Annotated in this window: 20 protein-coding genes, 1 rRNA gene and 1 pseudogene; 11 read left to right on the forward strand and 11 right to left on the reverse strand. The window is 70.8% G+C overall.

Features of this window, described 5'->3' with window-relative positions; genetic code table 11:
- Window positions 1-39 precede the first annotated feature (39 nt).
- The 3 genes and pseudogenes from rrf to C3481_RS00015 all read left to right on the forward strand — a co-directional run bounded on the left by rrf (window position 40) and on the right by C3481_RS00015 (window position 1,961).
- A 5S ribosomal RNA gene (gene rrf, locus C3481_RS00005) occupies window positions 40-156 on the forward strand.
- A gap of 99 nt (window positions 157-255) precedes the next feature.
- On the forward strand, window positions 256-912 hold the full coding sequence (locus tag C3481_RS00010; RefSeq protein ID WP_088381059.1) for a GntR family transcriptional regulator: 657 nt from the start codon (window positions 256-258) through the stop codon (window positions 910-912).
- Window positions 913-937: 25 nt separating this feature from the next.
- Window positions 938-1,961 (forward strand): annotated as a pseudogene (locus C3481_RS00015) (1-aminocyclopropane-1-carboxylate deaminase).
- Between the two features lie 6 nt (window positions 1,962-1,967).
- Here the strand turns inward: C3481_RS00015 and C3481_RS00020 are convergent.
- Entirely contained in the window at window positions 1,968-3,092 is a 1,125-nt protein-coding gene (locus tag C3481_RS00020; protein WP_103840332.1) for a class I SAM-dependent methyltransferase, read from the reverse strand.
- A 68-nt stretch (window positions 3,093-3,160) separates the two neighbouring features.
- Here C3481_RS00020 and C3481_RS00025 point away from each other — a divergent pair, with 68 nt between their 5' ends.
- Window positions 3,161-3,556, forward strand: a complete 396-nt coding sequence (locus tag C3481_RS00025) for a hypothetical protein (protein WP_103840334.1) — start codon at window positions 3,161-3,163, stop codon at window positions 3,554-3,556.
- Here the strand turns inward: C3481_RS00025 and C3481_RS00030 are convergent.
- Both C3481_RS00030 and C3481_RS00035 read right to left on the reverse strand, forming a co-directional pair.
- On the reverse strand, window positions 3,535-4,188 hold the full coding sequence (locus C3481_RS00030; protein WP_064955587.1) for a response regulator: 654 nt from the start codon (window positions 4,186-4,188) through the stop codon (window positions 3,535-3,537). The two genes, C3481_RS00025 and C3481_RS00030, sit on opposite strands and share 22 nt — an antisense overlap.
- The gene (locus tag C3481_RS00035; protein ID WP_103840336.1) at window positions 4,185-5,843 is read right to left on the reverse strand and encodes a sensor histidine kinase; all 1,659 of its coding nucleotides are present in this window, start codon (window positions 5,841-5,843) and stop codon (window positions 4,185-4,187) included. The genes C3481_RS00030 and C3481_RS00035 overlap by 4 nt, the downstream gene beginning before the upstream one ends.
- A 153-nt stretch (window positions 5,844-5,996) precedes the next feature.
- Between C3481_RS00035 and C3481_RS00040 the strand changes: the two genes are divergently transcribed.
- Window positions 5,997-7,526, forward strand: coding sequence for a CitMHS family transporter (locus C3481_RS00040; RefSeq protein ID WP_103840338.1), 1,530 nt, complete (start codon window positions 5,997-5,999; stop codon window positions 7,524-7,526).
- A 6-nt stretch (window positions 7,527-7,532) separates the two neighbouring features.
- Here the strand turns inward: C3481_RS00040 and C3481_RS00045 are convergent, their stop codons facing one another.
- On the reverse strand, window positions 7,533-8,546 hold the full coding sequence (locus tag C3481_RS00045) for a Gfo/Idh/MocA family protein (protein ID WP_219817633.1): 1,014 nt from the start codon (window positions 8,544-8,546) through the stop codon (window positions 7,533-7,535).
- Window positions 8,547-8,597: 51 nt separating this feature from the next.
- Between C3481_RS00045 and C3481_RS00050 the strand changes: the two genes are divergently transcribed.
- Complete coding sequence (locus tag C3481_RS00050) at window positions 8,598-9,929, forward strand: M20/M25/M40 family metallo-hydrolase (protein WP_103840340.1); 1,332 nt, start codon at window positions 8,598-8,600, stop codon at window positions 9,927-9,929.
- On the opposite strand, the gene C3481_RS00055 is transcribed toward C3481_RS00050, so the two are convergent.
- On the reverse strand, window positions 9,922-10,431 hold the full coding sequence (locus C3481_RS00055) for a hypothetical protein (RefSeq protein ID WP_064955591.1): 510 nt from the start codon (window positions 10,429-10,431) through the stop codon (window positions 9,922-9,924). The two genes, C3481_RS00050 and C3481_RS00055, sit on opposite strands and share 8 nt — an antisense overlap.
- A 187-nt stretch (window positions 10,432-10,618) precedes the next feature.
- Between C3481_RS00055 and C3481_RS00060 the strand changes: the two genes are divergently transcribed.
- From C3481_RS00060 to mmsB, 5 genes are all read left to right on the forward strand, one after another.
- Window positions 10,619-11,626, forward strand: a complete 1,008-nt coding sequence (locus tag C3481_RS00060; RefSeq protein ID WP_023950239.1) for a LacI family DNA-binding transcriptional regulator — start codon at window positions 10,619-10,621, stop codon at window positions 11,624-11,626.
- A gap of 156 nt (window positions 11,627-11,782) precedes the next feature.
- Window positions 11,783-12,499 carry an L-ribulose-5-phosphate 4-epimerase gene (locus C3481_RS00065; RefSeq protein WP_071919348.1) on the forward strand — a complete coding sequence of 239 codons (717 nt, stop codon included), beginning with the start codon at window positions 11,783-11,785 and terminating at the stop codon, window positions 12,497-12,499.
- Between the two features lie 63 nt (window positions 12,500-12,562).
- A complete protein-coding gene (gene chvE / locus C3481_RS00070; protein ID WP_181021862.1) occupies window positions 12,563-13,690 on the forward strand; it encodes a multiple monosaccharide ABC transporter substrate-binding protein in 1,128 nt (375 codons plus the stop codon).
- Between the two features lie 97 nt (window positions 13,691-13,787).
- Window positions 13,788-15,317 (forward strand): multiple monosaccharide ABC transporter ATP-binding protein, encoded by a 1,530-nt coding sequence (mmsA, locus tag C3481_RS00075; protein WP_023950245.1) that lies wholly within the window; start codon window positions 13,788-13,790, stop codon window positions 15,315-15,317.
- A gap of 23 nt (window positions 15,318-15,340) precedes the next feature.
- A complete protein-coding gene (gene mmsB / locus C3481_RS00080) occupies window positions 15,341-16,573 on the forward strand; it encodes a multiple monosaccharide ABC transporter permease (RefSeq protein WP_023950246.1) in 1,233 nt (410 codons plus the stop codon).
- A 105-nt stretch (window positions 16,574-16,678) separates the two neighbouring features.
- Here the strand turns inward: mmsB and C3481_RS00085 are convergent, their stop codons facing one another.
- The 6 genes from C3481_RS00085 to C3481_RS00110 form a co-directional block, all read right to left on the reverse strand.
- On the reverse strand, window positions 16,679-17,620 hold the full coding sequence (locus C3481_RS00085) for an NADP-dependent oxidoreductase (RefSeq protein WP_103840342.1): 942 nt from the start codon (window positions 17,618-17,620) through the stop codon (window positions 16,679-16,681).
- 20 nt (window positions 17,621-17,640) lie between these two features.
- Window positions 17,641-21,612 carry an ATP-dependent RNA helicase HrpA gene (hrpA, locus tag C3481_RS00090; protein WP_103840344.1) on the reverse strand — a complete coding sequence of 1,324 codons (3,972 nt, stop codon included), beginning with the start codon at window positions 21,610-21,612 and terminating at the stop codon, window positions 17,641-17,643.
- Between the two features lie 31 nt (window positions 21,613-21,643).
- Window positions 21,644-22,360, reverse strand: a complete 717-nt coding sequence (locus C3481_RS00095) for a hypothetical protein (RefSeq protein WP_036304804.1) — start codon at window positions 22,358-22,360, stop codon at window positions 21,644-21,646.
- Window positions 22,361-22,422: 62 nt separating this feature from the next.
- Window positions 22,423-23,874 (reverse strand): protein kinase, encoded by a 1,452-nt coding sequence (locus C3481_RS00100; protein ID WP_103840345.1) that lies wholly within the window; start codon window positions 23,872-23,874, stop codon window positions 22,423-22,425.
- Window positions 23,867-24,721: a PP2C family serine/threonine-protein phosphatase gene (locus C3481_RS00105; protein WP_023950256.1), complete on the reverse strand. Its 855-nt coding sequence runs from the start codon at window positions 24,719-24,721 to the stop codon at window positions 23,867-23,869. Before C3481_RS00105 ends, C3481_RS00100 begins: the two co-directional genes overlap by 8 nt.
- A complete protein-coding gene (locus C3481_RS00110; protein WP_103840347.1) occupies window positions 24,721-25,992 on the reverse strand; it encodes a DUF5684 domain-containing protein in 1,272 nt (423 codons plus the stop codon). Before C3481_RS00110 ends, C3481_RS00105 begins: the two co-directional genes overlap by 1 nt.
- Window positions 25,993-26,036: the final 44 nt, after the last annotated feature.

Below are 26,036 nucleotides of genomic sequence, written 5' to 3' on the forward strand. Positions count from 1 at the left end.
GACGATCAATCGTTGTGCAGACTGAAACATCAATAGTGTTTCGGCGGCCATAGCGTGAGGGAAACGCCCGGTTACATTCCGAACCCGGAAGCTAAGCCTCACAGCGCCGATGGTACTGCAGGGGGGACCCTGTGGGAGAGTAGGACACCGCCGGACTTCTTTCGTAAGAGGGCCACCCAATGTTGGGTGGCCCTCTTTCGTGCCCGTGTGACCGCAGAGTTGACTCTCGCGGCTGTGTGGTGTGCAATATATTGCATGTCGCTGGCCCCCGTCTCCCGTCCGGTGTCGCTGCGCGACCACGCGTACACGGCGTTGCGCGACGCGATCGTGAGCGGACGGCTCGAGCCCGGGGCGCGTCTGCGGGACAGCGAGTTGGAGGAGTGGCTCGGCGTGAGCCGCACGCCCATCCGCGAGGCGATCGCCCGCCTTGAACTGGCGGGCCTGGTACGCACACGTCGCGCGAAGGCGACGGAAGTCGCGCCTCTCGACGAGCGCGAGGCTCTGGCCGCGCAACGCATCGCGGCGTCGCTGCACGAGCTGGCCATCCGAGAGGCCGTGCCTCAGCTGACGGCGTCGGGGATCGATGCGATGCGCGCCGCCAACGATCGCTTCGCGCTCGCGCTGCGGGACGCCGACGTCGACTCGGCGGTGGCGGCGGACGACGACTTCCACGGCGTCGCCGTGACGGCGAGTGCGAACCCTCTGCTCGGCACGTTGCTCGAGCAGGTGACCCCGCTTCTGCGACGCCTCGAGCGTGCGCGATTCTCGAGCCTCGCGGGGCGCGACTCCGTGTCTGCTCACGAGCGCATCATCGAGCTCGCTGCCGCCGGCGACGTCGACGGAGCGGCAGCCGCGACGCGCGAGAACTGGCTGACCCTCGAGCGCCTTCTGACCCATCCCGATCCCGCCTGAGCTCCACCCGACTCCAGGAGAACCCATGACCCTCGCCGACTTCCCGCGCCACCCGTTGACCTTCGGTCCGAGCCCCGTTCATCCTCTCGATCGTCTGTCGGCGCATCTCGGGGGGTGCGCGGATCTGGGCCAAGCGGGAGGACGTCTCGAGCGGTCTCGCCTACGGCGGCAACAAGACCCGCAAGCTCGAGTACATCGTTCCCGACGCGCTCGCGCAGGGTGCGGATACGCTCGTGTCGATCGGCGGCGTCCAGTCGAACCACACGCGTCAGGTCGCTGCGGTCGCCGCCCACCTCGGACTCCGTGCTGTCGTCGTTCAGGAGAACTGGGTCGACTGGCCGGATGCCGTCAACGACCGTGTCGGCAACATCCTCCTCTCCCGCCTGATGGGCGCCGACGTGCGTCTCTCGCCCGCAGGGTTCGACATCGGCTTCCGGGACTCGTGGAAGGAGGCCATTGCGGATGTCGAGGCCGCAGGCGGCAAGCCCTACGCGATTCCCGCGGGGGCGAGCGATCACCGCCTCGGTGGCCTCGGGTTCGCCAACTGGGCGCACGAGGTGCGGCAGCAGGAGGAGCAGCTCGGGGTGTTCTTCGACACCATCGTGGTCTGCACGGTGACGGGGTCGACCCACGCGGGAATGGTGGCCGGATTCGCCGACCTCGCGGCCAGCTTCGGCGACCGGCCGCGACGCGTCCTCGGGATCGATGCATCGGCGACAATCGAGAAGACCCGCGCCCAGGTCGAGCGCATCGCGCGCCGCACGGCCGAGTTGATCGGCGTCGGCCGCGAGCTTCGTGATGACGAGATTCAGGTGCTGGAGGGCTGGGCGGGAGACAAATACGGCATTCCTGTCGCTTCCACGGACGAGGCGATCCATCTCACGGGGCGGCTCGAGGGCGTCATCCTCGACCCTGTCTACGAGGGAAAGTCCATGGCGGGTCTGATCGACCTGGTCTCCACCCGCGACATCTCCGCCGATTCGAACGTGCTCTACGCGCACCTGGGCGGCCAGCCGGCGATCAACGCCTACAGCGGCCGCTACCGCTGAGCGGCGTCAGCGGCGCGTCGAGGCCGTCACGGTGAACTTGGGGTCACGAGCGATCTGACGCGTCGGTCCGATGATCCGCTCGAGCTCGGGGCGGTACCGCAGGGCGGAGTTCCACACGCACCAGAGCTCGCCGCCGGGGCGCAGCACCCGAGCGGCGTCTCGGAACAGGCGCGGTGCGACGCGGTCGCTCACGGCGGCCCCGGAGTGGAACGGCGGGTTCAGCGCGATCAGAGACGCGCTCGCGTCCGGTCGGCGAGACAGCAGGTCGTCGCGAGCGACCTCGACGCGGTCGGAGACTTCGTTGGCGCGCATGGTGGCGTTCGCAGAGGCGACAGCCACGGCCGACTGGTCGGAGGCGTAGACCCGAGCGCCAGGATGGCGGCGTGCCCACGTCGCCGCGACGACGCCCGTACCGCACGCGAAATCGATCCACGGGTCCTCTGCGGTGCCGCCCGCGGGGGAGGACGGAAGGTTGGCGAGCAGCAGCCGCGTGCCGATATCGATGCGAGCGCCGGCGAAGGCGCCTCCGAAGGCGCGGATCTCCAGTCCATCGATCCGGGCCGCGCGCGCCTCGGGAGGCGGGACCGCGCCAGGTGTCCGCGCGATGAGCACCCGGGACTTCGCTCGCGCGTGCGTCACATCGACCCGCTCGAAGGCGCCGCGGAGGACGTCGTTCATCGCGGTGGTCATGTGCTTGACACGGCCGCCGGCGTAGACGACGACATCGGGGGATGCCGCTGCCGCGACGGTCGCCGCGATGTCGGCGAGGGCCTCGAGCGAGCGGGGCAGGCGGAGGAGCACGACGCGGGCGCCGGAGACGAGCGCCGCATCGAGCGGAAGTGAGGCGAAGGTCGCCTGCGGCATGAGACGCCTCGCGTTGGCAGCGAGAGCGGCTTCGCCGCTCAGGGGATCCTGGTGGACCCGGATGCCTTCGGCTCCCGCGGCCGCGGCGCCCAGGGTGAGCGCTCCGTAGCCGTCTCCGATGACCGTCAGCTCGCCCGGCCCGAGCGCGGCACGGGCCCCGCCGGATTCGTCGAGGATCAGGCGGTCGGCGGCATCCGCGGCGACCAGGCCGGGTGCCTCGACATCGGGCCAACGGCGGAGATGCGAGAGATCGAGCGCGCCGGACACCCGGGTAAGCCTAGTGCGAGCGAATGCAAGGGTTAGCCGGGCGGCGGCGGAGCGCGCAGACTGAACGCATGAGAACCATGCTTCGCTGGCTGCTCGCCGGCGCCATGATCTTCGCCGGTCTGAGCCACCTGTTCTGGGCGCGCCGTGATTTCCAGGCGCAGGTGCCCGATGCGATCGTCGACAGACTTCCGATCGACCGTGACGGCGTGGTCGTCGCCTCGGGCGCCGTCGAGGCTCTGTTCGGGGTGGGACTTCTCGCCCTGCCGCGCGAGCGCTCACGCATCGGCGCTCTGCTCGCGGCGTTCTTCATCGCGGTCTTTCCCGGCAACGTCGACCAATGGCGGAAGGGACGCAGCGCGTTCGGGCTCGACACCGACCGGCGTCGCTTCGTCCGGCTCTTCTTCCAGCCGGTGCTCGTCGTGTGGGCGTGGTGGTCGACCCGTCAGCCGCGCGACACCGCATAACGGTGTTCCGGCCGGCCGGTCGACCCGTAACGCAGCCGCACCTCGACGACACCTCGACCGGCCATCGTGGCGAGATGACGCTGCGCCGTCGCGCGTGAGATGCCGCACTCGGCCGCGATCTCGCCCGCCGACGCCTCTCGGCTCCCGAGCGTCGTGAGGATCATCTGCTCGGTCGCCGAGCGCGTCGTCGTCGCGGGACCCCCGTGGACGATCGACAGTGCCCGGTCGACGTCGTCCTGCTCGAGCTCGACGGCATCGAGGACGTTGCGGTAGCGGGCGTACCGCTCGAGGCGCTCGCGCAGCGCACGCGCCTCGAAGGGTTTGATCAGGTAGCCGACGGCACCTGCGCGCAGGGCACGGCGCACCGTCTCGGCGTCGGCGGCGGCCGAGAGCACGATGGCATCGACGTCGATGGAGCGCACGAGCTCGACGCCCTCGCCGTCGGGCAGGTAGTTGTCGACGAGAACGAGGTCGGGTCGCTGCTCCGCGATCGCGGACCGGGCAGCGGCGACCGACCGCGCCGGCTCGAGCGCCCGGAAACCGGGCACCGCGTCGACCGCGTCGCGGTGGAGGCCTGCGACGCGGAAGTCGTCGTCGACGACGAGCACGCGCAGCGGGTCAGTCGTGGTCATGAGTCGTCCTCCTCGGATCGGGATGCGGTGGCATCGCGGGTTGCAGCGGTGCGGAGCACCCCGGGCAGGCGTGCGGCGAAGACGGCTCCGGATGCCGCGGGGCCGTGGCCGCCGGGATCGATCAGCCACACGTCTCCGCCCAGACGGCGTGCGAGCTCACGCGACAACGGCAGGCCGATCCCTCGCCCTCGGACACGGTCGTCGCTCGGTCCGCTCGACGGCGCGAACACATCGCGGCCGGCCGGGACGCCCGGCCCCGAATCGGCGACGGTGGTCACGAGAGCATCGCCGTCGCCGAGGAAGGTGACTTCGACCCAGCGGGGCTCGGTTCCGCGCCCGGCCGCCGTCACCGCGTTGTCGATGAGGTTGCCGACGACGGCCGCGGCATCCTCGACACGCGCCAGCTCGCCGAGCACGAGGGTGTCCTCGCCGACCACGATGCTCACGCCGCTCGCGGCCGCGTCGCCCGCCTTCGCTGCTAGCAGGGCCTGCAGGAACAGGTCGTCGACTCGCTCGATGCGTGCGACGGCCGTCGGCACGCTGCCCCGCTCCAGCAGCTCGTCGAGGAAGGCCCGGGCGTCGGCGACCCGCTCGGCGTCGATCAGGCCGGCCGCGACGTGCAGACGATTCGAGAACTCGTGCCGCTGCACCCGGAGAGCGCCGGTGACGGTCTGTACCGAAGAGAGCTGCTCGCCGAGCTCGGCGACATCCGTCCGGTCTCGGACGATGACGACGTCGCCGAGCTCTCGCCCGCCGCGCCGCACCGGATGGACGTCGACGGCGACCACCCGCGGGCCCACCACGACGTCGTGCAGGGGGAGCCCCCTCGCGATCGCCGACACGACGGCCTCCGGCAGGGGCAGCTCGCTGAGCGGCCTGCCCACCGAGCCCTCGATCCCGAGCAGCCGTTCCGCCGCCTCCGACGCGACGCGGACGATGCCGTTCTCATCGAGGGCGAGCACGCCGTCGCCGATGCCGTCGAGCACGGCGCTCTGCTGCTGCACGAGCGCCGTCAGCTCCTCCGGCTGCAGTCCCAGGGTCGTCTTCTCCCAGCGGCGACGCAGGACGGAGCCCGCCGCGACGCCGACGCCGAGCGCGAGCAGCGCGGCGACCCCGATCGCGAGCAGGACCGTCGGCAGGTCATCGAGCACGCTGCCCTCTTCGAAGCCCACGCTCACCTCGCCGACCGGCTCACCACCGCCGGGTGCCAGGACGGGCACCTTCGCTCGAGCCGACCGGCCGAGGGTTCCGACCTCCCAGTCGACGACCTCCTCGCCGGCCAGGACTCGGTCGAACGGGGTCGACACGGTCTCGCCGAGCCGCTGCGGGCTGGGATGCGCGAGCCGGATGCCGTGGTCGTCCGTGATCACGACGAAGAGCGCGTCCGTCCGCTCGGCGACGGCCGAGGCGGTGCGCTGCAGCGGCCCGTCGACGAGATCGGCGGCGGCCGGGGTGCCGGGGTCGGCCGACCACCCGGCGACGGCCGCTCGCACCTCGGGCGCCGCGGCGACCGAGCGAGCGATGTTGAGGGCGTTCTCCTCCGCGGCGGTGCGCACCTGCGTCACCGCGATCACCGCGAACGCGGCCGTGCACACGAGCAGCACGGTGGCGACGACGGCCAGCTGCACGAGGAAGAGCCGCGTGGTGAACCGCATCCGACCTCTCCTCGTCCGCGCGCAGAATGCGCAGAACACACGCTACGCGCTCAAGTCGCCGGAATGCGCCCAAGCGCGCGACTCGGGCGCGACGCGGCCTAGGTTCGACGGATCGCACCGCTGGCCCGTGCGCCCGCCGACGAAGGAGTCGACATGACCCACCCCGCCATCCTCACTGCTGCTGCTGCCGCAGACGAGGGCTACGACCTCGCCTTCATCCCGCCCGAGGGCGTTCTTGTCGCACTCGGGTTCACGATGGTGCTCACCTTCATGGCGCTCATCATGACCCGCCGGCTCACGCCGATGGTCGCCCTCATCCTCGTGCCGACGGCGTTCGGCCTGTTCGCCGGTGCCGGCCTGGGCCTCGGCGACATGATCATCGACGCCATCACGAGCATGGCGCCGACGGCGGCACTGCTCATGTTCGCCATCATGTACTTCGGCATCATGATCGACGTGGGCCTGTTCGACCCGCTCATCCGGGTGATCACGCGCGTGCTGAAGGACGACCCCGCGAAGGTCGTGCTCGGCACCGCCGTGCTCGCAGCGGTCGTCTCGCTCGACGGCGACGGCTCGACGACCTTCATCATCACGACCTCGGCGATGCTGCCGATCTATCTGCGCCTGGGCATGAGCCCGGTCGTGCTCACCTGCGTCGCGGGCCTGATGAACGGCACGATGAACATCGTTCCGTGGGGCGGTCCGACCGTGCGCGCCGCGTCGGCGCTCGGTCTGCAGCCGACCGACGTGTTCGTGCCGATGCTGCCATCGCTCGCGGCCGGCATCGTCGTCTCGCTGACCTTCGCCTGGTTCCTCGGGCTGTCCGAGCGTCGACGGCTCGCCGGCAGCATCGACACGTCCCGTCTCGGCGGGGGAGACGGCGTGCTCGGCGGCCCCAAGCTCTTCCGCGGCGCCGATCCCCGCCCGGGTGCTCTCGCGACGCTGCGCACCGGCAACGTCGTGACCGTGCGCGGGCGCAAGCCCGTGCCGGCGGCGCAGTGGGTCGAGGAGCGCGACACCGCGATGGCCGACACCATGCTCGACCCGAACCGCGCGACGCTGCGCCCGCGCCTGGTGTGGGTGAACCTCGCCCTCACGCTCGTGGTGATGGTGCTGCTCGTCCTCGACCTGTTCCCGCTCGCCTACGTGTTCATGGTCGGCGCGGCACTCGCGCTCGTCATCAACTTCCCGAAGCTCAAGCAGCAGGCCGATGAGATCGTCGCCCACGCGCCGTCGATCGTCGGGGTCGTCTCGATGGTGCTCGCCGCGGGCGTGCTCGTGGGTGTGTTGAACGGCACCGGGATGGTGGCGGCGATGGCCTCGTGGGTCACCGAGGTGATCCCGTCGCAGCTCGGACCGCACCTCGCGGTGATCACGGGCGTCCTGTCGATCCCGTTCACGTTCTTCATGTCGAACGACGCCTTCTACTTCGGCATCCTCCCGATCCTCGCCGAGAGCGCCGCGACCTACGGCATCGAGCCGGTCGAGATGGCGCGCGCATCCATCACGGGGCAGCCGGTCCATCTGCAGAGCCCGCTCGTTCCCGCGATCCTGCTGCTGGTGTCGCTCGCGAACGTCAACCTCGGCGACCACCACAAGATGGTGCTGTGGCGCGCGTCGATCGTCTCGCTCGTCATGCTCGCCGTCGCCGTGCTCGTCGGAGTGGTGCCCTTCGCGGCGTGAGGGCGCTCAGCTCTCCTGCGGGTAGCGCACGCCGATCTGAGCGCGGATGTCGTCGAGGACACCCATGATCGCGACGGTCTCGGCGATCGGCAGGATGTCGCCGTCGGTCCGCCCGGCGGCGATGAGCGCCTCGGCCTCGAGCGCCTGGAACTGCATGCCGCGGCCCTGGATCTCGGACCGGTACTCCTCGAGGACGGCGCCGTCATGCGAGAGGACCCGGAAGTCGGTGGCGGCGTACCAGACGCCCGAGATCTCGATGCGGGCCTCGGTTCCGACGATGTGGGCCGTGTTGGGCCCCGCGCCGCGCGAGGACGACACCGTGGTCGAAATCGCGCCCGAGGGATGCGTCATGACCGTGGCGACCTCGGCATCGGCGCCGGTCTCCATCAGCCGGGCCACCGCGCGGGTCTGCGTCGGCAGTCCCAGCAGGTCGCACACGAACGACACCGGGTAGATGCCGAGGTCGAGCAGCGCCCCGCCGCCGAGCGACAGGTCGTTGAGCCGGTGGGCGGGATCGTCCGAGATCCGCTGCGTGTGGTCGGCGAACACCGTGCGGATCTCTCCCAGGGTCCCGGCGGCCACGATCTCGCGCAGCCGCACCATGTGCGGGAGGTACCGGGTCCACATCGCCTCCATGACGAGGACGCCCGCGTCGGCCGCGAGGTCGCGCAGCGCGACGGCCTCGTCGCGGTTGAGCGTGAACGGCTTCTCGACCAGGACATGCTTGCCGTGCTGGATCGCCAGCGCGGCGGCATCGCGGTGCCCGGGGTGGGGCGTGGCGATGTAGATGATGTCGACCTCGGGATCGGTCGCGAGCTGCTCGTACGAGGCGTGGGCATGAGGGATGCCGTACTCGGCTGCGAAGCGGTCGGCGGAATCCTGCGTCCGCGAACCGACCGCCACGACCTCGCGGCCCGCCGTCTGCAGGTCGCGGGTGAATGCGTGGGCGATCCCGCCGGTCGCCAGGATGCCCCACCGCAGGCCGGCGTGCGAGGCGCCGGACGTCATCTGATTCGTCATACCGCGAGCCTAGCCAGGGGTGCGACCACGCGCGCGGCGTAGGCTCGCAGGGTGGACACCGCCGCCGTCGAACGCTTCCGCGAGCTGCTGCGGATTCCGACCGTCTCGCACACCGACCCGGCTGCGTCCGACGCGGCCCCGTTCGCCCGCTTCCGCGACACGCTCCGCCGGCTCTACCCGCTCCTTCATGCCGAGCTCGAGGGCGAGCTCGTGGGCGAGCACGCCATGCTCTACCGCTGGCGCGGCCACGCGCCCGATGCACCGCTCGTGCTCATGGCGCACTACGACGTCGTCCCCGTCGTGCCCGACGAATGGACGCATCCGCCCTTCGATGCCGTCCTGACCGGCGAGGGGGAGGAGGCGACGATCCACGCGCGTGGAGCGATCGACGACAAGGGGTCGCTCGTCGCGATCCTCGAAGCCGTCGAGGCCCTCGTCGGCGAAGGGTGGCGGCCGGCCCGCGACGTGTACCTCGCGTTCGGTCACGACGAGGAGGTCGCCGGGCTCGGCGCCCCCGCGATCGTCGACCTTCTGCGCGAGCGAGGCGTCCGGCCGGCCCTCGTGCTCGACGAGGGCGGGGCGGTCGTCTCGGGCGCTGTGCCGGGCGTTGACAGTGAGACCGCGATGATCGGCGTCGCCGAGCGCGGGGTGATGACCCTGGGCCTCACGGCCCGAGAAGCGGGAGGCCACGCATCCACGCCGCCGCCTCTTCCCGCCACTGCGAGACTCGCGCGCGCGATCGACCGGCTGCATCGGCATCCCGCTCCGGTGCGGCTCGTGCCGCCCGTTCGGGCGATGTTCCGCACCCTCGCACCGTTCGCCCGTGAGCCCTTCCGCTCCGTCTTCCTGAACCTCGCGGTCACCGGCGGGCTGCTCGCGCGGGTGCTGCCCCGCTTCGGCGCCGAGACGAACGCGCTCGTGCGGACGACCGCCGTCGTGACGGAGCTCAGCGGCGCGGACGGCGAGAACGTCCTCGCGACGACGGCTCGCGCGGCGGTCAACATCCGTCTGCTCACGGGCGATTCCGTCACCGAGGCGACCGAGCGAGCACGCCGAGCGATAGCCGACCCGCTGATCGAGATCGACGTCCGCCACGGCTCGGATCCCTCACCCGTGTCGCCCTGGCGCGGTGAGGGGTGGCGCCGGATCGCGACGGCAGTCGGCTCGGCTCTCGGTACCGATGTCGTCCCGACGCCGTACCTGCAGCTCGGTGCGAGCGACAGCAGATGGTTCATAGCGATCTGCGAGAACGTCTACCGCTTCGCGCCCTTCCGGCTCACCGCATCCGAGCGCGAAGCCCTCCACGCGCACGACGAGCGCATCAGGGTCGACGTGTGGCTGCGGGGGATCGGCTTCTACCGCGACCTGCTGCGTCTCAGCTGATCCGCGTCCGCCGCGGCGGGGTATCGGACACGCCCGTGAGGAACGCCACGATGTCGTCGGCGCTCGCCGAGATCTCGGGACCGCGTCCGAACGTCCAGCCCGCATCGGTCGCGCGGACGGTGTGCCCCGCGATCGCCGCGCGTCGCGCGAACGGCGCTCTCGCCCCGGCCGCGAGCGCGACCGCGCCGGCGATGTCGAAGGGGAGCGGCGGTCGGTCGCCCGGCAAGCCGAGGTAGGCGCGGGTGACCGCGGTCAGTTCGCGGATGCTGCGCCGTCGCCCCTGCGCGATCTCGTCGGCGACCTCACCGAGGGCCGCGCCGCCGCCGATGTCGCGCGACAGCCCCGCCTCGTCGAGGAAGGCGCGTCGGCGGTCGCTGGAGGCGGCGTCGAACACCGGAGCGGCGAGAGCGAGGAGCGCGGCGATCTGAGCGCGCCGGTCGGGCGTTGTCACGTCGTCCGGGGAACGGTGACTCAGGGGCAGGAAGCGCGCCACGTCGGACATGCGGTCAGCATACGGCGACGGCGAGGGTTCGGCCTCGCGAGTCGACGGTGTGACGACGGGGACCGCCGTCACACGCGCGCGGCTCCTCCCGTGTGACTGTCACATTCCCCCGGCGCGTGTTTTCGAAACTTGCCGGTGCATAATGGGCTCGAGCCGATGTGAACGTGCGCATCGGGCCGGAGGAAGCATGAGCGAAGACGCTGCGGGCCGTCGCCCGAGCATTCGCGATGTCGCGCGGCTGGCCGGCGTATCGCACCAGACGGTGTCGCGCGTCCTGAACAACCATCCGAGCATCCGCCCCGAGACCAAGGAGCGCGTGCTCGCCGTGATGGCCGAGCTCGACTACAGCCCCAATCGTGCCGCCCGCGCACTCGTGACGAGCAGGTCGCACACCATCGGCGTGCTGACCTCGTCCGCGACGCAGTACGGCCCCGCATCCTCCATCGCGGCCATCGAGTCGGCTGCGCGCGAGCGCGGTTACTGGGTCTCGACCGCCAACGTCGACGCCCGGGATCCGAGTTCGATCCAGGCGGGGCTCGCCCACCTGGTGGCGCAGGCGGTCGAGGGGCTCGTCGTGATCGCGCCGCAAGTGCGCGTGTTCCGTGCTCTCGCCGCCCAGCCGATCGGCATTCCGTACGTGACCCTGCAGTCGACCGAGGTGGACCCGGGCCACGCGCTGTCGGTCGACCAGATCGCCGGCGCCCGGCTGGCCACGCGCCATCTCATCGAGCTCGGCCACCGGTCGATCTACCACATCGCCGGCCCGCAGGACTGGATCGAGGCCGAGGCGCGGATGCGCGGATTCCTCGAGGAGATGAGCGACTCGGACATCCCGACGACGGCGCCCGTGCTGGGGGACTGGACTGCGGAGTTCGGGTACTACGCCGGTCGTGAGCTGCTGCGCGTCCGGGACTTCACCGCGATCTTCTCGTCGAACGACCAGATGGCGCTCGGGCTTCTGCACGCGATTCGCGATGAGGGGCTGGACTGCCCCCGCGACATCAGCATCATCGGATTCGACGACATTCCCGAGGCGGCGCACTTCTGGCCGCCGCTGTCGACCGTGCGCCAGGACTTCGCCGAGCTGGGGCGTCGCTGCGTGGATCTGCTGCTCGGCCAGGGATCGGGCGAGGTGGACCCGGCCGTGCTCGTGCCCGAGCTGGTCGTGCGGTCCTCGACCGGCGCGCGCCGCTGAGCCGTCGTTATCGATCCGAGACACGCCGGGAGTTGACACCCCCGTTCCGACCGTGGCTATAGTGTCGCAATGTGAACGGTCACATTGATCGTCACACGATCGAGGCCCGCCGACGGTGGCGGGCGAAGGAGCACTCGAGTGGCACGCAACGCAGCGATCAGCAGCGAGTATGTCGACGGCGTCAAGGTCGAAGTCGCGGTGGCGCGGGTTCGGGCCGAGGTGGCGTCGTTGCACGCCGAGCTGGTGCGTTACGGGCTGGTCGTGTGGACCGGCGGCAACGTGTCGGGGCGGGTTCCGGGGGCTGATCTGTTCGTGATCAAGCCGTCGGGGGTGTCGTATGACGAGTTGGCGCCGGAGAACATGATCGTGTGCGATCTGGACGGCAATGTGGTGCCGGGGACGCCGGGCAGTGATCGGTCGCCGTCGAGTGACACGGCCGCTCATGCGTATGTGTATCGGAACATGCCCGAGGTGGGTGGTGTGGTGCACACGCATTCGACGTATGCGGTGGCGTGGGCGGCGCGGGGTGAGGAGATCCCGTGTGTGATCACGGCGATGGCCGATGAGTTCGGGGGTCCGATTCCGGTGGGGCCGTTCGCGATCATCGGTGATGACTCGATCGGTCGGGGGATCGTGCAGACGCTTCGGGGGCATCGTTCTCGGGCGGTGCTGATGCAGAACCATGGGCCGTTCACGATCGGGTCGAGTGCGAAGGATGCGGTCAAGGCTGCGGTGATGGTGGAGGACGTGGCTCGCACGGTCCACATCGCCCGGCAGGCGGGGGAGCTGCTCCCGATCCCGCAGGACGCGATCGATGCGTTGTACGACCGGTATCAGAACGTTTACGGACAGACCACCGACGACCGCCGGTAGCCCCGCACCGGGGCGCGGTCACCATTTCCCGCAAGACAGTGAAGTCACTGGAAAGGACACACAGTGAACAAGAAGTTCCTGTTCGCAGCAGCGACGCTCGCCGTCGGCGCTCTGGCGCTCTCGGCCTGCTCCAACAGCGGCGGCGGCGCCGGCGGCGGTGAGGGCGGCGGCGACGGCGGCCTCATCGGCGTCGCGATGCCCACCAAGAGCTCGGAGCGCTGGATCCAGGACGGCGACGCCGTCAAGAAGGCACTGGAGGACCAGGGCTACCAGGTCGACCTCCAGTACGCCGAGGACGACATCCCCACCCAGGTCTCGCAGATCGAGAACATGATCACCAAGGGCGCCGAGGCGCTCATCGTGGCCTCGATCGACGGCACGACGCTGACCGAGGCGCTGCAGAACGCCGCGGACGCCGACATCCCCGTCATCGCCTACGACCGACTCATCAAGGGCACCGAGAACGTCGACTACTACGCCACGTTCGACAACGCGCTCGTCGGCCGTCAGCAGGCATGGACCGTCCTGAACGGACTCGGTCTGACCGACCTCGAGGGCAACCCGCTCGACGGCGCCCCCGCGGGCCCCTTCAACATCGAGTTGTTCGCCGGCTCGCTCGACGACAACAACGCGTTCTTCTTCTGGGACGGCGCGATGGAGGTCCTCGAGCCCCTCATCGACGACGGCACGCTCGTGGTGAAGTCGGGCCAGACCGACATCGAGCAGGCCGCGACGCTGCGCTGGGACGGCGAGACCGCTCAGAGCCGCATGGAGGACATCCTCACGGCCAACTACTCCGACGGCACGCAGGTCGACGCGGTCCTCTCGCCCTACGACGGCATCTCGCGCGGCATCATCTCCGCGCTCGAGGGCGCGGGATACTCGCTCGGCGCCGAGTGGCCCATCATCTCGGGCCAGGACGCCGAGGTCGACTCGGTCAAGGCGATCCTCGCCGGTGAGCAGTACGCCACCATCTTCAAGGACACCCGCGAGCTCGCCAAGGTCGCTGCCGACATGGCCGCCGCTGCCCTGAAGGGCGAGGAGCCCGAGGTCAACGACACCGAGACGTACGACAACGACGTCAAGGTGGTCCCCTCGTTCCTGCTGGCCCCGGTCCCCGTCGTGAAGGACAACGTCGAGTCCGCTCTCGTCGAGACCGGTTACTGGACCGCCGAAGAGCTCGGTCTCTGAGCCGCGGCATCCGCCCATCCTCGGAACGGCGGCGGGAGCTTCCCTGCTCCCGCCGCCGCACCCGAGAAACCATCCACCCCACAAGGAAGTCGGAGACGTGAGCGAAACCATCCTCGAGATGCGCGGGATCACCAAGACCTTCCCCGGCGTCAAGGCGCTCTCGAATGTCAATCTCGCCGTCCAGCGCGGCGAGATCCATGCGATCTGCGGTGAGAACGGCGCGGGGAAGTCGACCCTCATGAAGGTGCTGTCGGGGGTCTACCCGCACGGCACCTACGACGGCGAGATCGTCTACGCGGGCGACACCGTCGAGTTCAAGAATCTGCGCGACAGCGAGGCGCGCGGCATCGTCATCATCCACCAGGAGCTGGCGCTCAGCCCGTACCTCTCGATCGCCGAGAACATCTTCCTCAACAACGAACGGAAGGGCGTCGGCGGCCTCATCGACTGGAACAAGACCAACTTCGCCGCCGCCGAGCTGCTGCGTCGCGTCGGGCTCAAGGAGAACCCGACGACGAAGGTCAACCAGATCGGTGTCGGCAAGCAGCAGCTGGTCGAGATCGCGAAGGCCCTGTCGAAGGAGGTCAAGCTCCTCATCCTCGACGAGCCGACCGCCGCGCTCAACGACGAGGACTCCGACCACCTGCTCGACCTGATCCTGAGCCTGCGCGAGCAGGGCATCACGTCGATCATCATCAGCCACAAGCTGAACGAGATCAAGAAGGTCGCCGACACCGTCACCGTCATCCGCGACGGCAAGACCATCGAGACGATCTCGAAGAACGACGTCACCGAGGACCGCATCATCAAAGACATGGTGGGCCGCGACCTCGAGCACCGCTACCCCGACCACGAGCCTCAGATCGGCGACGAGCTGCTGCGGGTCGAGAACTGGACCGCGCACCACCCGCAGGACCCGACCCGCGTCGTCGTCGACGACGTGTCGGTGACCGTCCGTGCGGGCGAGATCGTCGGCATCGCCGGGCTCATGGGCGCCGGGCGCACCGAGTTCGCGATGAGCCTGTTCGGTCACAGCTACGGCACCCGCATCTCGGGCAAGGTGTTCATGCGCGGCAAGGAGATCCGCACGCGCACCGTCTCCGAGGCCATCGCCAACGGGCTCGCGTACGCCACCGAGGATCGCAAGACGTACGGCCTGAACCTCATCGAGGACATCAAGCGCAACATCTCGATGGCGTCGCTGAAGAAGCTCGAGAAGGCCGGTCTGGTCGACGACAACGAGGAGTTCTCGGTCGCCAACCAGTACCGCAAGAGCATGAACATCAAGGCGCCGACCGTCCTGGCCAAGACCGGCAAGCTCTCCGGCGGCAACCAGCAGAAGGTCGTGCTGTCGAAGTGGATCTACTCCGATCCCGAGGTGCTCATTCTCGACGAGCCCACCCGCGGCATCGACGTGGGGGCGAAGTACGAGATCTACACGATCATCAACAAGCTCGCCGCAGCGGGGAAGGGGATCATCGTGATCTCGTCCGAGCTGCCCGAGCTGCTCGGCATCTCCGACCGCGTGTACGCCCTCTCCGAGGGGCGCATCACCGGTGAGCTGCCCATCGCCGACGCGACCCCCGAGTCGGTCCTCAAACTCATGACCATGGAGAAGCCCCGCTGAGCGGGGCCGCAGGAGATCCTCGAATGTCTCAGAACCTGAACGCTCCCGAGACCGCCGCCGGCGGCGGGATCAACCCGAACGAGAACCGCTTCACGCGGTGGCTCGGACACATCCTCGCCGACCTCGGCAAGAACGGCATCTTCATCGCGCTGATCGCGGTGGTCGCCCTCTTCGCCATCCTCACCAACGGCATCCTGCTGCGCCCGCAGAACCTGTCGAACCTGGTGGTGCAGAACGGCTACATCCTGGTGCTGGCCATCGGCATGGTGATGATCATCATCGCCGGCCACATCGACCTCTCCGTCGGATCCGTCGCCGCGTTCATCGGTGCCGTCTCCGGTGTGTTCGCGGTCAAGATGGGCATGCCGTGGTGGCTCGCCATCGTCCTGTCGCTCCTGATCGGCGCGCTCGTGGGGGCCTGGCAGGGCTTCTGGGTCGCCTACGTCGGCATACCCGCGTTCATCGTGACATTGGCGGGCATGCTCATCTTCCGAGGTCTCGCACTCGTCGTGCTGGGCAACGCGAACATCGGTTCGTTCCCCACCGAGTACCGAGCGCTCGGCAACGGCTTCCTGGCGGGCATCTTCGGTGAATCCGATCCCGACCTGTTCACTCTGGTCATCGGCGCGCTCGGTATCGTCGCACTGATCGTGCAGCAGTGGCGCACCCGCGCCGGACGCCAGAAGTACTCGCAGGACGTCGAGCCGCTGGTCTGGTTCGTCGCGAAGCTCGCCCTCATCGCCGTCGTCATCGGATGGTTCACGTGGGCGCTCGCCTCATACAAGGGCATCCCCGTCACCCTGATCGTGCTCGCGGTGCTGGTGCTGGTGTACGGCATCGTCATGAACCGCACGGTGTTCGGCCGCCACATCTACGCGATCGGCGGCAACCGTCACGCGGCCGAGCTCTCGGGCATCAAGACGCGCCGCGCGGACTTCTGGCTGTTCGTCAACATGGGCGTGCTCGCCGCTCTCGCCGGACTCATCTTCACCGCGCGACTGAACCTCGCCGGCCCCAAGGCCGGTGACGGCTTCGAACTCGAGGCGATCTCGGCGGCCTTCATCGGCGGCGCGGCGGTGCAGGGTGGCGTCGGCACCATCGGCGGTGCGATCATCGGTGGCCTCATCATCGGTGTGCTCAACAACGGCATGTCGATCATGGGCATCGGCATCGAGTGGCAGCAGGCCGTAAAGGGTCTGGTGCTGCTGCTCGCGGTCGCCTTCGACGTCTACAACAAGCGGCGCTCGGGCAACTGATCCCGGCGCGCACACGAAGCGGCGCCCGCGCCGGCATCCTTCCGAGGATCGCCGGTGCGGGCGCCGCTTCGTGTGCTCCGGAGCCACCGCCGGGCCGTCAGGCGGTCAGGGCACGAGGGTGATCTTGCCCGGCGTGTGGGCCGCGACGAGACGGTGGGCCTCGGCGGCTTCGGCGAGGGGCAGCTCGGGCCCCAGCTCGACGCGGAAGGCGCCGGCGGCGAGCAGCGCCGCCACCACCGGGATCGCCTCGGCCCGCCAGGCCACCTGCTGCTCGGTGAGCGGCTCGGGGCTTCCGCCGGAGAACGCGCGGATGCCGAGCCCCGCGGCATCCGCTCCGCGCACGATCGTCGCGATGCGGGAGCGATCGGCGACGAGCTCGAGCGAGACCTCGAGCGCCTCGTCGGTGCCGGCGCAGTCGAGCGCCACGGTCACGCCCTGCGGCGCGGCCGCCCGGACGCGGTCGGCGAGTCCGTCGCCGTACCCGACGGGCGTCGCGCCGAGCTCGCGGACGCGGTCCGCGCGGGCATCGCTCGCCGTGGCGACGACGGACGCTCCGCGGAGCCGGGCGAACTGGATGGCGGCCTGACCGACCGACCCGCTGCCGCCGTGGATCAGCAGGGTGTCGGCCGGGCCGACGTCGAGGGACCGCAGCGCCTGGTACGCCGTCGCCACCGGGATGCCGAGCGCCGCGCCGACGGCGGGGGAGACGCCGGCGGGGAGAGGCGTGAGCTTGTCGGGCGTGACGACGATGTCGGTCGCGTAGACGCCGCTCGCCCCGAACACCACGACGTCGTCGCCGACGCGGAAACCGTCGACATCGGCGCCGACCTCGGTGACGACGCCGGCGCCGTCGTTGCCGACGCGCCGTGGCTTCGAGATCGCGGCGGAGGGCCGCAGACCCGCCCGGAGCTTGTGATCGATCGGGTTGACCCCGGCCGCGGTCACGCGCACCCGCACCTGACCGGGGCCCGGCGCGGGCGCCTCGATCTCGCTGAGGGTGAGGACCTCGGGTCCGCCGAACTCGGAATACGTCACTGCGTGGGCCATGGGGCCACGCTACCGACTGATCAGCCCGTGCCGGCGAGCGTCTTGGTGATCCGCTGGATCGATACCGGCTCGGCGGTGCCCAGGCGCTGGGCGAACAGGCTCACACGGTACTCCTCGAGCAGCCATCGGGCATGCCGGAGGTTCGCGGGAGCGTCGTCGGCCGGCGGGATCGTCCCGCCCGCCTCGGCGAAGAGCGCCGCGGCGCGCTCGAACTCCGTGAGGCGCTGCCGGTCGCGTCCGGGATTGTCGCTCAGGGTCGACACGCGATCGAGGGCGCCCTGGAGGTAGCGGGGCAGGTGCGCGAGACGGGCGGTTCCCGTCCGCGAGAGGAACCCGGGGAACACCAGCCCGGCGAGCTGCTGCTTCACATCGCCGAGAGCGGCGAGCAGGACCATCGAGTTCTCCTTGCGGATCGCCCGCTCGACGTCGCGCTGAAGGGTGAGGATGCGTGCGCTGAGCGAGACGGTCTGGAACAGCTCGTCGACGACAGCCGCCGAGAAGGCGTCGCGCACCGCCTGGAACTGCGCCGGCGTGCGGACGGATGCCGCGGTGCGGTCGATGACGGCTTCCGCCACGGCGACGCGCGCGTCTTCGATGAGCGCCTTGGCCGACGGGTACGGGGATGCCGCGAGCGCGAGCTTCTCGGGCGCCGTGAGGTGATCGAGGACATAGGTCGCCGGAGACGGGACGGACAGCAGGACGAGCCGCCGGACGCCCGCGCGGGTCAGGCGGCGGGCCCGCTCCGGGGTCGCCTCGATGCGCAGGGCGACGGAGGCTCCCTCGTCGACGAGGGCGGGGTACCCGCGCACGACGCCGCCGGCGACCCTCGTGTCGACGAGCTCGGGAAGGTCGCCGAAAGTCCAGTCGGTCAGGCCGGTCTGCTCGGCGATGCCCGACCGCTGGTCGCCCGCCGGCCCCACGGCCGTCGCCCCGGCGGGAGATCCTGCGGCGGGTGACGCTGCGGCGGGCTGGGCTCCGGGACGCGGGGCGGCCTTCGCGAGCGAACGCGCGACAGAGGCGCGGCTGCGGTTGGCGAGCCGTTGCTGCAGCTCGGCGAGGTCGCGCGACGAGCCGAGCGGGCGCCCGCGCTCGTCGACAGCGCGGAACGACATCGACAGGTGGGCGGGCACGCGCTCGAGGTCGAAGTCGGCCGCCGTCACGGGCTGGTTCGCGACGCGCTGGATGCGAGCGGCGAGCGCGTCGCGCAGGGTGCGTGCGGGAAGGCCGTCGTGTGACTCGGGACCATCGCCGGCCAGCTCCTCGGCGAACCGCGATGCCCAGTCGGCGGCGGGGACGACATGCCGACGGATCGCCTTGGGGAGTGCGCGCAGGAGCCCCGCGATCAGCTCGTCGCGCAGCCCCGGCACCTGCCAGTCGAAGCCGTCGGGGCGGAGGGAGGCGAGCAGCGCGAGCGGCACAACGACGCTGACGCCGTCATCGGGGGCGCCCGGTTCGAAGCGGTAGGCGAGCGACAGCACCTGATCGCCTTGTCGCCAGCGCGCGGGGAAGGCGCGTTCGTCGCTGCCCGCGGCATCCCCGGCCAGGTCGCCCTCGGTCATGTCGAGCAGGCGCGGCGTGCGTGCTGCGGCATCGCGCCACCACGCCTCGAACGACCGCACGTCGAACACGTCGCGCGGGATGCGGGCGTCGTAGAAGGCGAAGACCGCCTCGTCGCCGACGAGGATGTCGCGGCGCCGCTCGCGCTCCTCGATCTTCTCGAGGCGTCGCCGCAGTTCGAGGTTGCGTCGCTCGAACGCGGTCAGGCGCTTGTCGAGGTGCGCGGAGTTCCAGTCGCCCTCGACGAGCGCGTGGCGCAGGAACAGTTCGCGTGCGAGCTCGCGGTCGCGTCCGGCGAGCTGCACGCGGCGGCGTGGGACGATCTCGACACCGAAGAGGGTGACCTTCTCGGCGGCGACGGCGGCCCCGGCATCCTTCGACCAGTGCGGGTCGCTCATCGACCGGTGGGCGAGATCTCCGGCGAGCTCCTCGGCCCAGGCGGGATCGATCGCGGCCACCGTGCGCGCATACAGTCGCGACGTCTCGACGAGCTCGGCGGCCATCACCGCGTCGGGCGAGGCCTTGCGCAAGCCCGACCCGGGGAAGATCGCGAACTTCGCGCCGCGCGCGCCGCGGTACTCGGCGCGCGGACGCGTCGGCTTGCCCCCGCCGCTTCGGCCGGTCGCGGCGCGGGCGGTCGCGGTGCTCCGGGTGTCGAGCACACCGATCTGCGAGAGGAGACCGGCGAGGATCGCCCGGTGGACGCGGTCGGGATGCGCCGCGCCCGTTCCGTCCGAGGAGGGCTCGTCGCGTCCGCGCTTTCCGCGGTCGCGATCGCCGCGGGCGAGCGTGCTGAGCTGGCGGTGGACGTCGAACCACTCCCGGACGCGTACGTAGTTCAGGTGCTCCGCCCGGCAGGTGCGGCGGAACGCGCTGGAGCCGAGCTCGCGCTGCTGATCCTGGAGGTGGTTCCACAGGTTCAGCAGCGTCAGGAAGTCGCTCGTCGGGTCGGTGAACCGCGCGTGCAGCCGGTCGGCTTCCTCGCGTCGCTCCTCCGGGCGCTCGCGGACATCCTGGATCGACATGCCCGCCACGATCGCGAGGACGTCGCGGGTCACGCCGAGGGCGCGCGCCTCGACCAGCATGCGCGCGAATCGCGGATCGATCGGCAGACGCGAGATCTCGCGGCCGGTGTCCGTCAGCCGCCAGGCGCCCTTCTCATCGCGGCGCACCGCCCGCAGTTCCACGAGCAGATCGAAGGCGGCCTTCACGCCGCGGGAGTCCGGCGGGGTCAGGAACGGGAAGTCCGCGATGTCGCCGAATCCGAGCGCGAGCATCTGAAGGACCACCGACGCGAGGGAGGTGCGGAGGATCTCCGGCTCGGTGAACTCCGGACGCGAGGTGAAGTCATCCTCGGCGTAGAGCCGGATGGCGATACCCGCCGACGTTCGGCCGGCTCGACCGGCGCGCTGCTGCGCCGATGCCTGCGACACGGCCTCGATCGGCAACCGCTGGATCTTCGACCGGTTGCTGTAGCGCGAGATGCGTGCCGTGCCCGCGTCGACGACATAGCGGATGCCGGGAACGGTCAGGCTCGTCTCGGCGACGTTGGTGGCGAGGATGACCCGGCGCCGCACCCCCGCCACCCGCGAGGGCTCGAAGACGCGGTGCTGCTCCGCGGCGGAGAGCCGCCCGTAGAGCGGCAGCACCTCGGTCGGGCGGGCATCCTTCGCATATGCCGAGCGCACGGCGTCCATCGCGTCGCGGATCTCGGCTTCGCCGGGGAGGAAGACGAGCACGTCGCCGTCGGCTTCGCGGTCGAGCTCGCGCAGAGCCGCGACGAGCCCGTCGACGTCGTCCGTGGCCGTCTCGTCATCGCCGGAGTCGTCGTGCGGCCGGTACCGCACCTCGACAGGGTACGTGCGACCCGAGACCTCGACGATCGGCGCGGGGGCGCCCTGGGCGTCGGCGAAGTGCGCGGCGAAGCTCTCGGGGTCGATCGTCGCCGAGGTGACGATGACCTTCAGGTCGGGGCGGCGGGGGAGGATGCGGCGCAGGTAGCCGAGGAGGAAGTCGATGTTGAGCGAGCGCTCGTGCGCCTCGTCGATGATGATCGTGTCGTACCGGCGCAGCATCCGGTCGCGGTGGATCTCGTTCAGCAGGATGCCGTCGGTGACCAGCGCGACCTGAGTCTCGGCCGAGACCTGGTCGGTGAAGCGGACCTTGTAGCCGACGGCCCCGCCGAGCGGGACCTCCATCTCGGCGGCGATGCGCTCGGCGACCGTGCGCGCGGCGATCCGGCGCGGCTGCGTGTGCGCGATGCTCGTGCGCCCGAGCTCGAGGCAGATCTTCGGCAGCTGCGTCGTCTTGCCCGAGCCGGTGGCACCCGCGACGATCACGACCTGATGATCGCGGATGGCGCGCGCGATCTCGTCCCGTGCCGCGCTGACGGGCAGCTCGGGCGGGAAGGAGATCACAGGGGCGGGCGTGGACACAGCCCTCCATCGTACGGCGCTGCGGCGCGTTTCAGGCTTGTTCGTCGCGGATCTCGTCGAGGAGCGGCAGGTCGGCGGCGGTCACGAGGCGTGAGAGAACGGCGTGCTCGACCAGACGCGCGCGGCGATTGGTGGCGAGCTTGCCCACGCCGCCGCGGAGGCCGCGCACGCCCTCGCGGTCGAGCTTGTCGCAGACGTTGTCGAGCTTGCGGTTGAACGTCGTCAGCGGCCAGCCCAGTCGCTCCGCCGCGGCTGCCGACGTGGGCACCTGGCTCGAGCCCACCATGCCGCCGCGCAGGATCGGCTCGCACATGGCCAGGAGCAGCAGTCGCTGGCTGGAGGTCAGCGCGACCGCACCGACGGTCGTCGTGCCGACATGCTCGTCCGCGGTGCGGGGGAAGCTGTCTCGGACGGTGAAGCGCGACCCGTCGGTGTGCACCGTCAGCTCGTACGTGTAGGCGCCCGCCGTGAACATCACCACGAGAGCGGGGAACACCAGCGGAACGCGAGCGCCGGGGCCCAGCACCGCCTGGTAGGCACCGTCGGGCGTGGCGAGACTCACCGAGATCGACTGGCCGATGTTCGACAGCCACCACAGACCGTGCTCGGCGTCGATCGCGAGCAGCCGTCGGTGCAGGTACGGGTTCGTGTCGATGACGAGGTCGGCGTCTCGCCCGATCGCGTAGGTGGTTCCCGCGACGGGGCGGAACCACTCGCCGCAGAACTCGATTGCAACGCTCTCGGCAATCTCGCCCGCGGCGGCGCCCACCTCCTCGCGGTCGTGCTCGTCGGTGTCGTTGTCGATGGCTGTCATGCTCCTCCTCCGATCATCATCACGACGGCTGTCGCGGCGGCGCCGAGGACGATCGCCCCGATCCCGATGACCGCGATGACCGTTGCCGTGCCACGACGTCGCGACGCGGTCGTCGGCGCGGTCTGTCGAACCGGCGCCTCCACGCGGACCCGGGACACCTCGGCGAGCCGGGGCGTCGCCCGGACCCGGTAGCGCTCGCCGTCGTCGTCCGGTCCCATCGCCAGACGTTCGGTGTCGACGCGGCCGCGGACGAGGTCGTCGCGCCGCTCACGGCGCACGAACGCCGTCGGCTCGCTGTCGGGATCTGCCGCGGGCGCCTCGTCGCGTGCAGGGACATCGGTCGCGGCGGGGATCGACCGGGACACCAGACGCGTCCGGTCGTCGTCCGGTCCGGTGTTCCGGACGGACAGCACGGTTCGATCGTCGTCGGAGACGGACGTGCGAGCCGAGAGGACGGTGCGCTCGTCGGAATCCTGGTCGACCGGACCGTCGTCCCCGGGGCTGCGGCGGCGATGGGCGATGACGGTGCGGTCGACACCATCGGGCTCGGGGGCGACATCGTCGCCGGCCCGGCGCCGGCCGGCCAGCACGGTGTGGTCGTCCGTTGGGGCATGCCGGGTCGACAACACGGTGTGGTCGTCACCGTCGGAGGCGTCAGCGCTCGGCTCCCGAGCGTCGAGGTGCGTGATCGGGAGGTGCCGGTCCGCCTCGATGCGCTGCAGCGCCAGACCGAACTCGGCGGCGGTCGGACCGCCGCCCGCCTCTCCCGCCCCGAGAGTCGTGAGCACGAGCGTCTCCAACTCGGCAGGCACCGAATCGGCGCCCTCGAGGGGTGAGGCCGTCTCGGCGATGGGCCGTCCCGTCAGCAGCTCGGTCGCCGCGACGGCCAGGCCGTGCACATCCGCGGCCCGCGCCGCCGGGGTCGCGTTGCGCTCGCCGCGGCGGAGCAGGGCATCGGTGTCGAAGCCGATCAGCGCCGGCCACCCGTAGTCCGTCGTCAGGACGTTCTCGATGCGGATCCGCCCGTGGGCGAGCCCGTGCCGGTGCGCGGTCTCGACGGCGCCGCACAGGCGGACCAGCAGTCGGAGCGCCTCGGGCACGCTCATCGGGCGGCGCGACGCCGTCTCGGCCAGGTCGGCGCGCGAGCAGTACTCCATCACGAGGTACGGGCGACCGTCGTCGGTGGTGCCGGCGGAGTGGATCGTCGCGACGCTGGGATGAGCGGACAGGGCGACGAGTCGAGCGGAGGCCGCCGTGAAGACCGAGCGCTCATCATCGTCGAGCGGGTCACGGAGGACCTTCACCGCCGCGGGGTTCCGGCCCGCAGCATCCCGGTACAGGTGCACGTCGGCGCGATCGCTCGACGCCAGGATCCGCTCGGGCCGACGGCCGTCGATGTCGCCCGGAGCCGGCAGGGGCTGTCGCGACCGCCGGCGCAGCTCAGCCATGGTCCGCTCGGCGGCGTCGAGAGCGCGCCGTGGCGACCTCGACCGTCGCGGTGACCGATTCGCTGTTCATGATGCCTCCGGTCGTGTCCTCGAGGCGGGGACTGATGCCGCCCGCGACGACGTCCAGCACGATCGTGCTGATGTTGTCGCGGCCGCCGTGGGCCAGGGCCTGGGCGACGAGGGACTCCGCCGTCTGGGCGGGGGAGCCGCCCATCATCAGGCCGGCACGGAGCGCCTCGTCGGAGAGTTCCCCGGTCAGCCCGTCGGAGCACACGACGATGCGCTCACCGGTGACGATCGGGATGAGCCAGAAGTCGGCGCGGCTGCGCTCGCCGCCGATGGCGCGGGTGATGACGTTCCGGCCTTCGTACGTCGCCATCTGCTCGCGCGTGAGCTGACCGGCGTCGACCAGCTCCTGTGCCACCGAATGGTCGATCGTCAGCTGCTCCAGCCGCTCGGCGAGCAGTCGGTAGACCCGCGAGTCGCCGACGTTGACGATGAGCCAGCGCCGCACACCGCCCTGCTGAACGGCGACGACTCCCGACAGGGTGGAGCCGGCTCCGCGGGAGGTTCCGGCAGCGACGACGGCGACCGCCGAATGAGCGCGCTCGACGGCGTCCGCGACCTCCTCTGGCCGCAGGTCGTCGCGACCGACCAGCGGCCGGAAGACCTCGATGACCGCGGCCGAGGCACGGTCGCCCGCGTCGTGTCCGCCCATGCCGTCGGCCACGACGAACACGGGATACTCGGCCAGCAGCGCATCCTCGTTCACGGATCGACGGCGCCCGGTGTCGGTCCGGCTGCCGCTGGTCACGTGGACATCGATCGGAGGCGTCGCGGTGGTCATCAGGCCTCGGTGAGCTCGAGCTCGGCGTCTCCGAGGTGGAAGACCCCCGAAACGGGCGTCGGTCCCGAGGCCTCGACGTCGTCGGGGCCGACGAACACGCCGTTGGTGGAGGCCAGGTCGGTGATCGTCCAGCCCGAGCCGGTGTGCTGGAGCAGGGCGTGCGTCTTCGAGACCGTGCGGGTGACGTCGTCGATCGCGATCGCCTGCGCATCCGGCGCCTGATCGGGCGCGAGCGGGTTGCGTCCGAGCACGACGGCGGTGGCCGACAGCGCAACCGACGACCCGTTCGGCAGCCGGAGACTGGTCTGCGGACCGCGTCGTGCGGCGAGGACGGTGCGTTCGTCGACGTCCCCCTCGTCGGCCGCGAGAGCCGGAGCGGGAGCCGGCGAGGGTACCGCAGCGGCCGCCGGGGCGGGGGCGGACCACGACTGCGGAGTCGGATCGGCCGGTGCAGACTCGGCGGGCGGGGGCGGCGGGGCCCACGGGCTCGCGCTGATGGGCTCGGATGCCGCGGGCGCGGCCGGCGCGGCGGGCGGAGCGGGTACGCCGGGTGCAGGGCTCGGCGGCGCGAAGAGCGGCGGCGCGGGCACCGCGGCGGGTGCCGGTGTCGCGAGCGACGCGGCGACGGGCGATGTCGGCACCGCCGCACCCGCGGCCGGGGCCGCGGACGTACGGAACGGCCCGGGCTCGGCCGGTGCTTCACGGCCGAGCCACCGCGCCGAGCCCCAGCCGACGACGCTCGCCCACACCGGGAACAGCAGGGCGCCCAGCACGACGAACCCGGTGCCCAGTCCGAACCCGCGGCACAGGGCGCGCAGCATCCGAACGTGGATGACCAGGGCGAACGCGATGAAGGCGAGCCAGATGAGCGATGGCACGATCCCTGCGGCGGCGAGCGCGCCGGCCGCGCTGCCGGCGTCACCGCCGAAGCCCGCGTTGAGCGCGATCCCGGCGAAGATGCCGGCGACGACGCCGGAGATGATGGTCACGAGGACGGCGCCACCGGCGAGCACGGCTGCCCACCACCCGCGCATGCCGGCCAGGACGAAGAGCTCCCAGATGTTCAGCACCGGCACCCAGGCGCGCCACGGATCGATGCCCGTCTTGCGGAACACCGCGGTGAGTGCGAACGCCGTCCAGACGTAGATCCCGATGCCGACCACGACCTGGACGATCCCGAGGGCCGCGAAGGCGCCCGTGGGGCCGCCGTTCGAGCCGCCGAGCGCGATGACCGCCGTTGCGTGGTCGATCGTGAAGCCCTGTGCCTTCACCTGTTCTCCTGCCCTCGAGCGCGGAACCTTCCGCGCGTGCCGCG

The organism is Microbacterium sp. Ru50 (assembly GCF_002920555.1).
Taxonomy (GTDB): domain Bacteria; phylum Actinomycetota; class Actinomycetes; order Actinomycetales; family Microbacteriaceae; genus Microbacterium; species Microbacterium arborescens.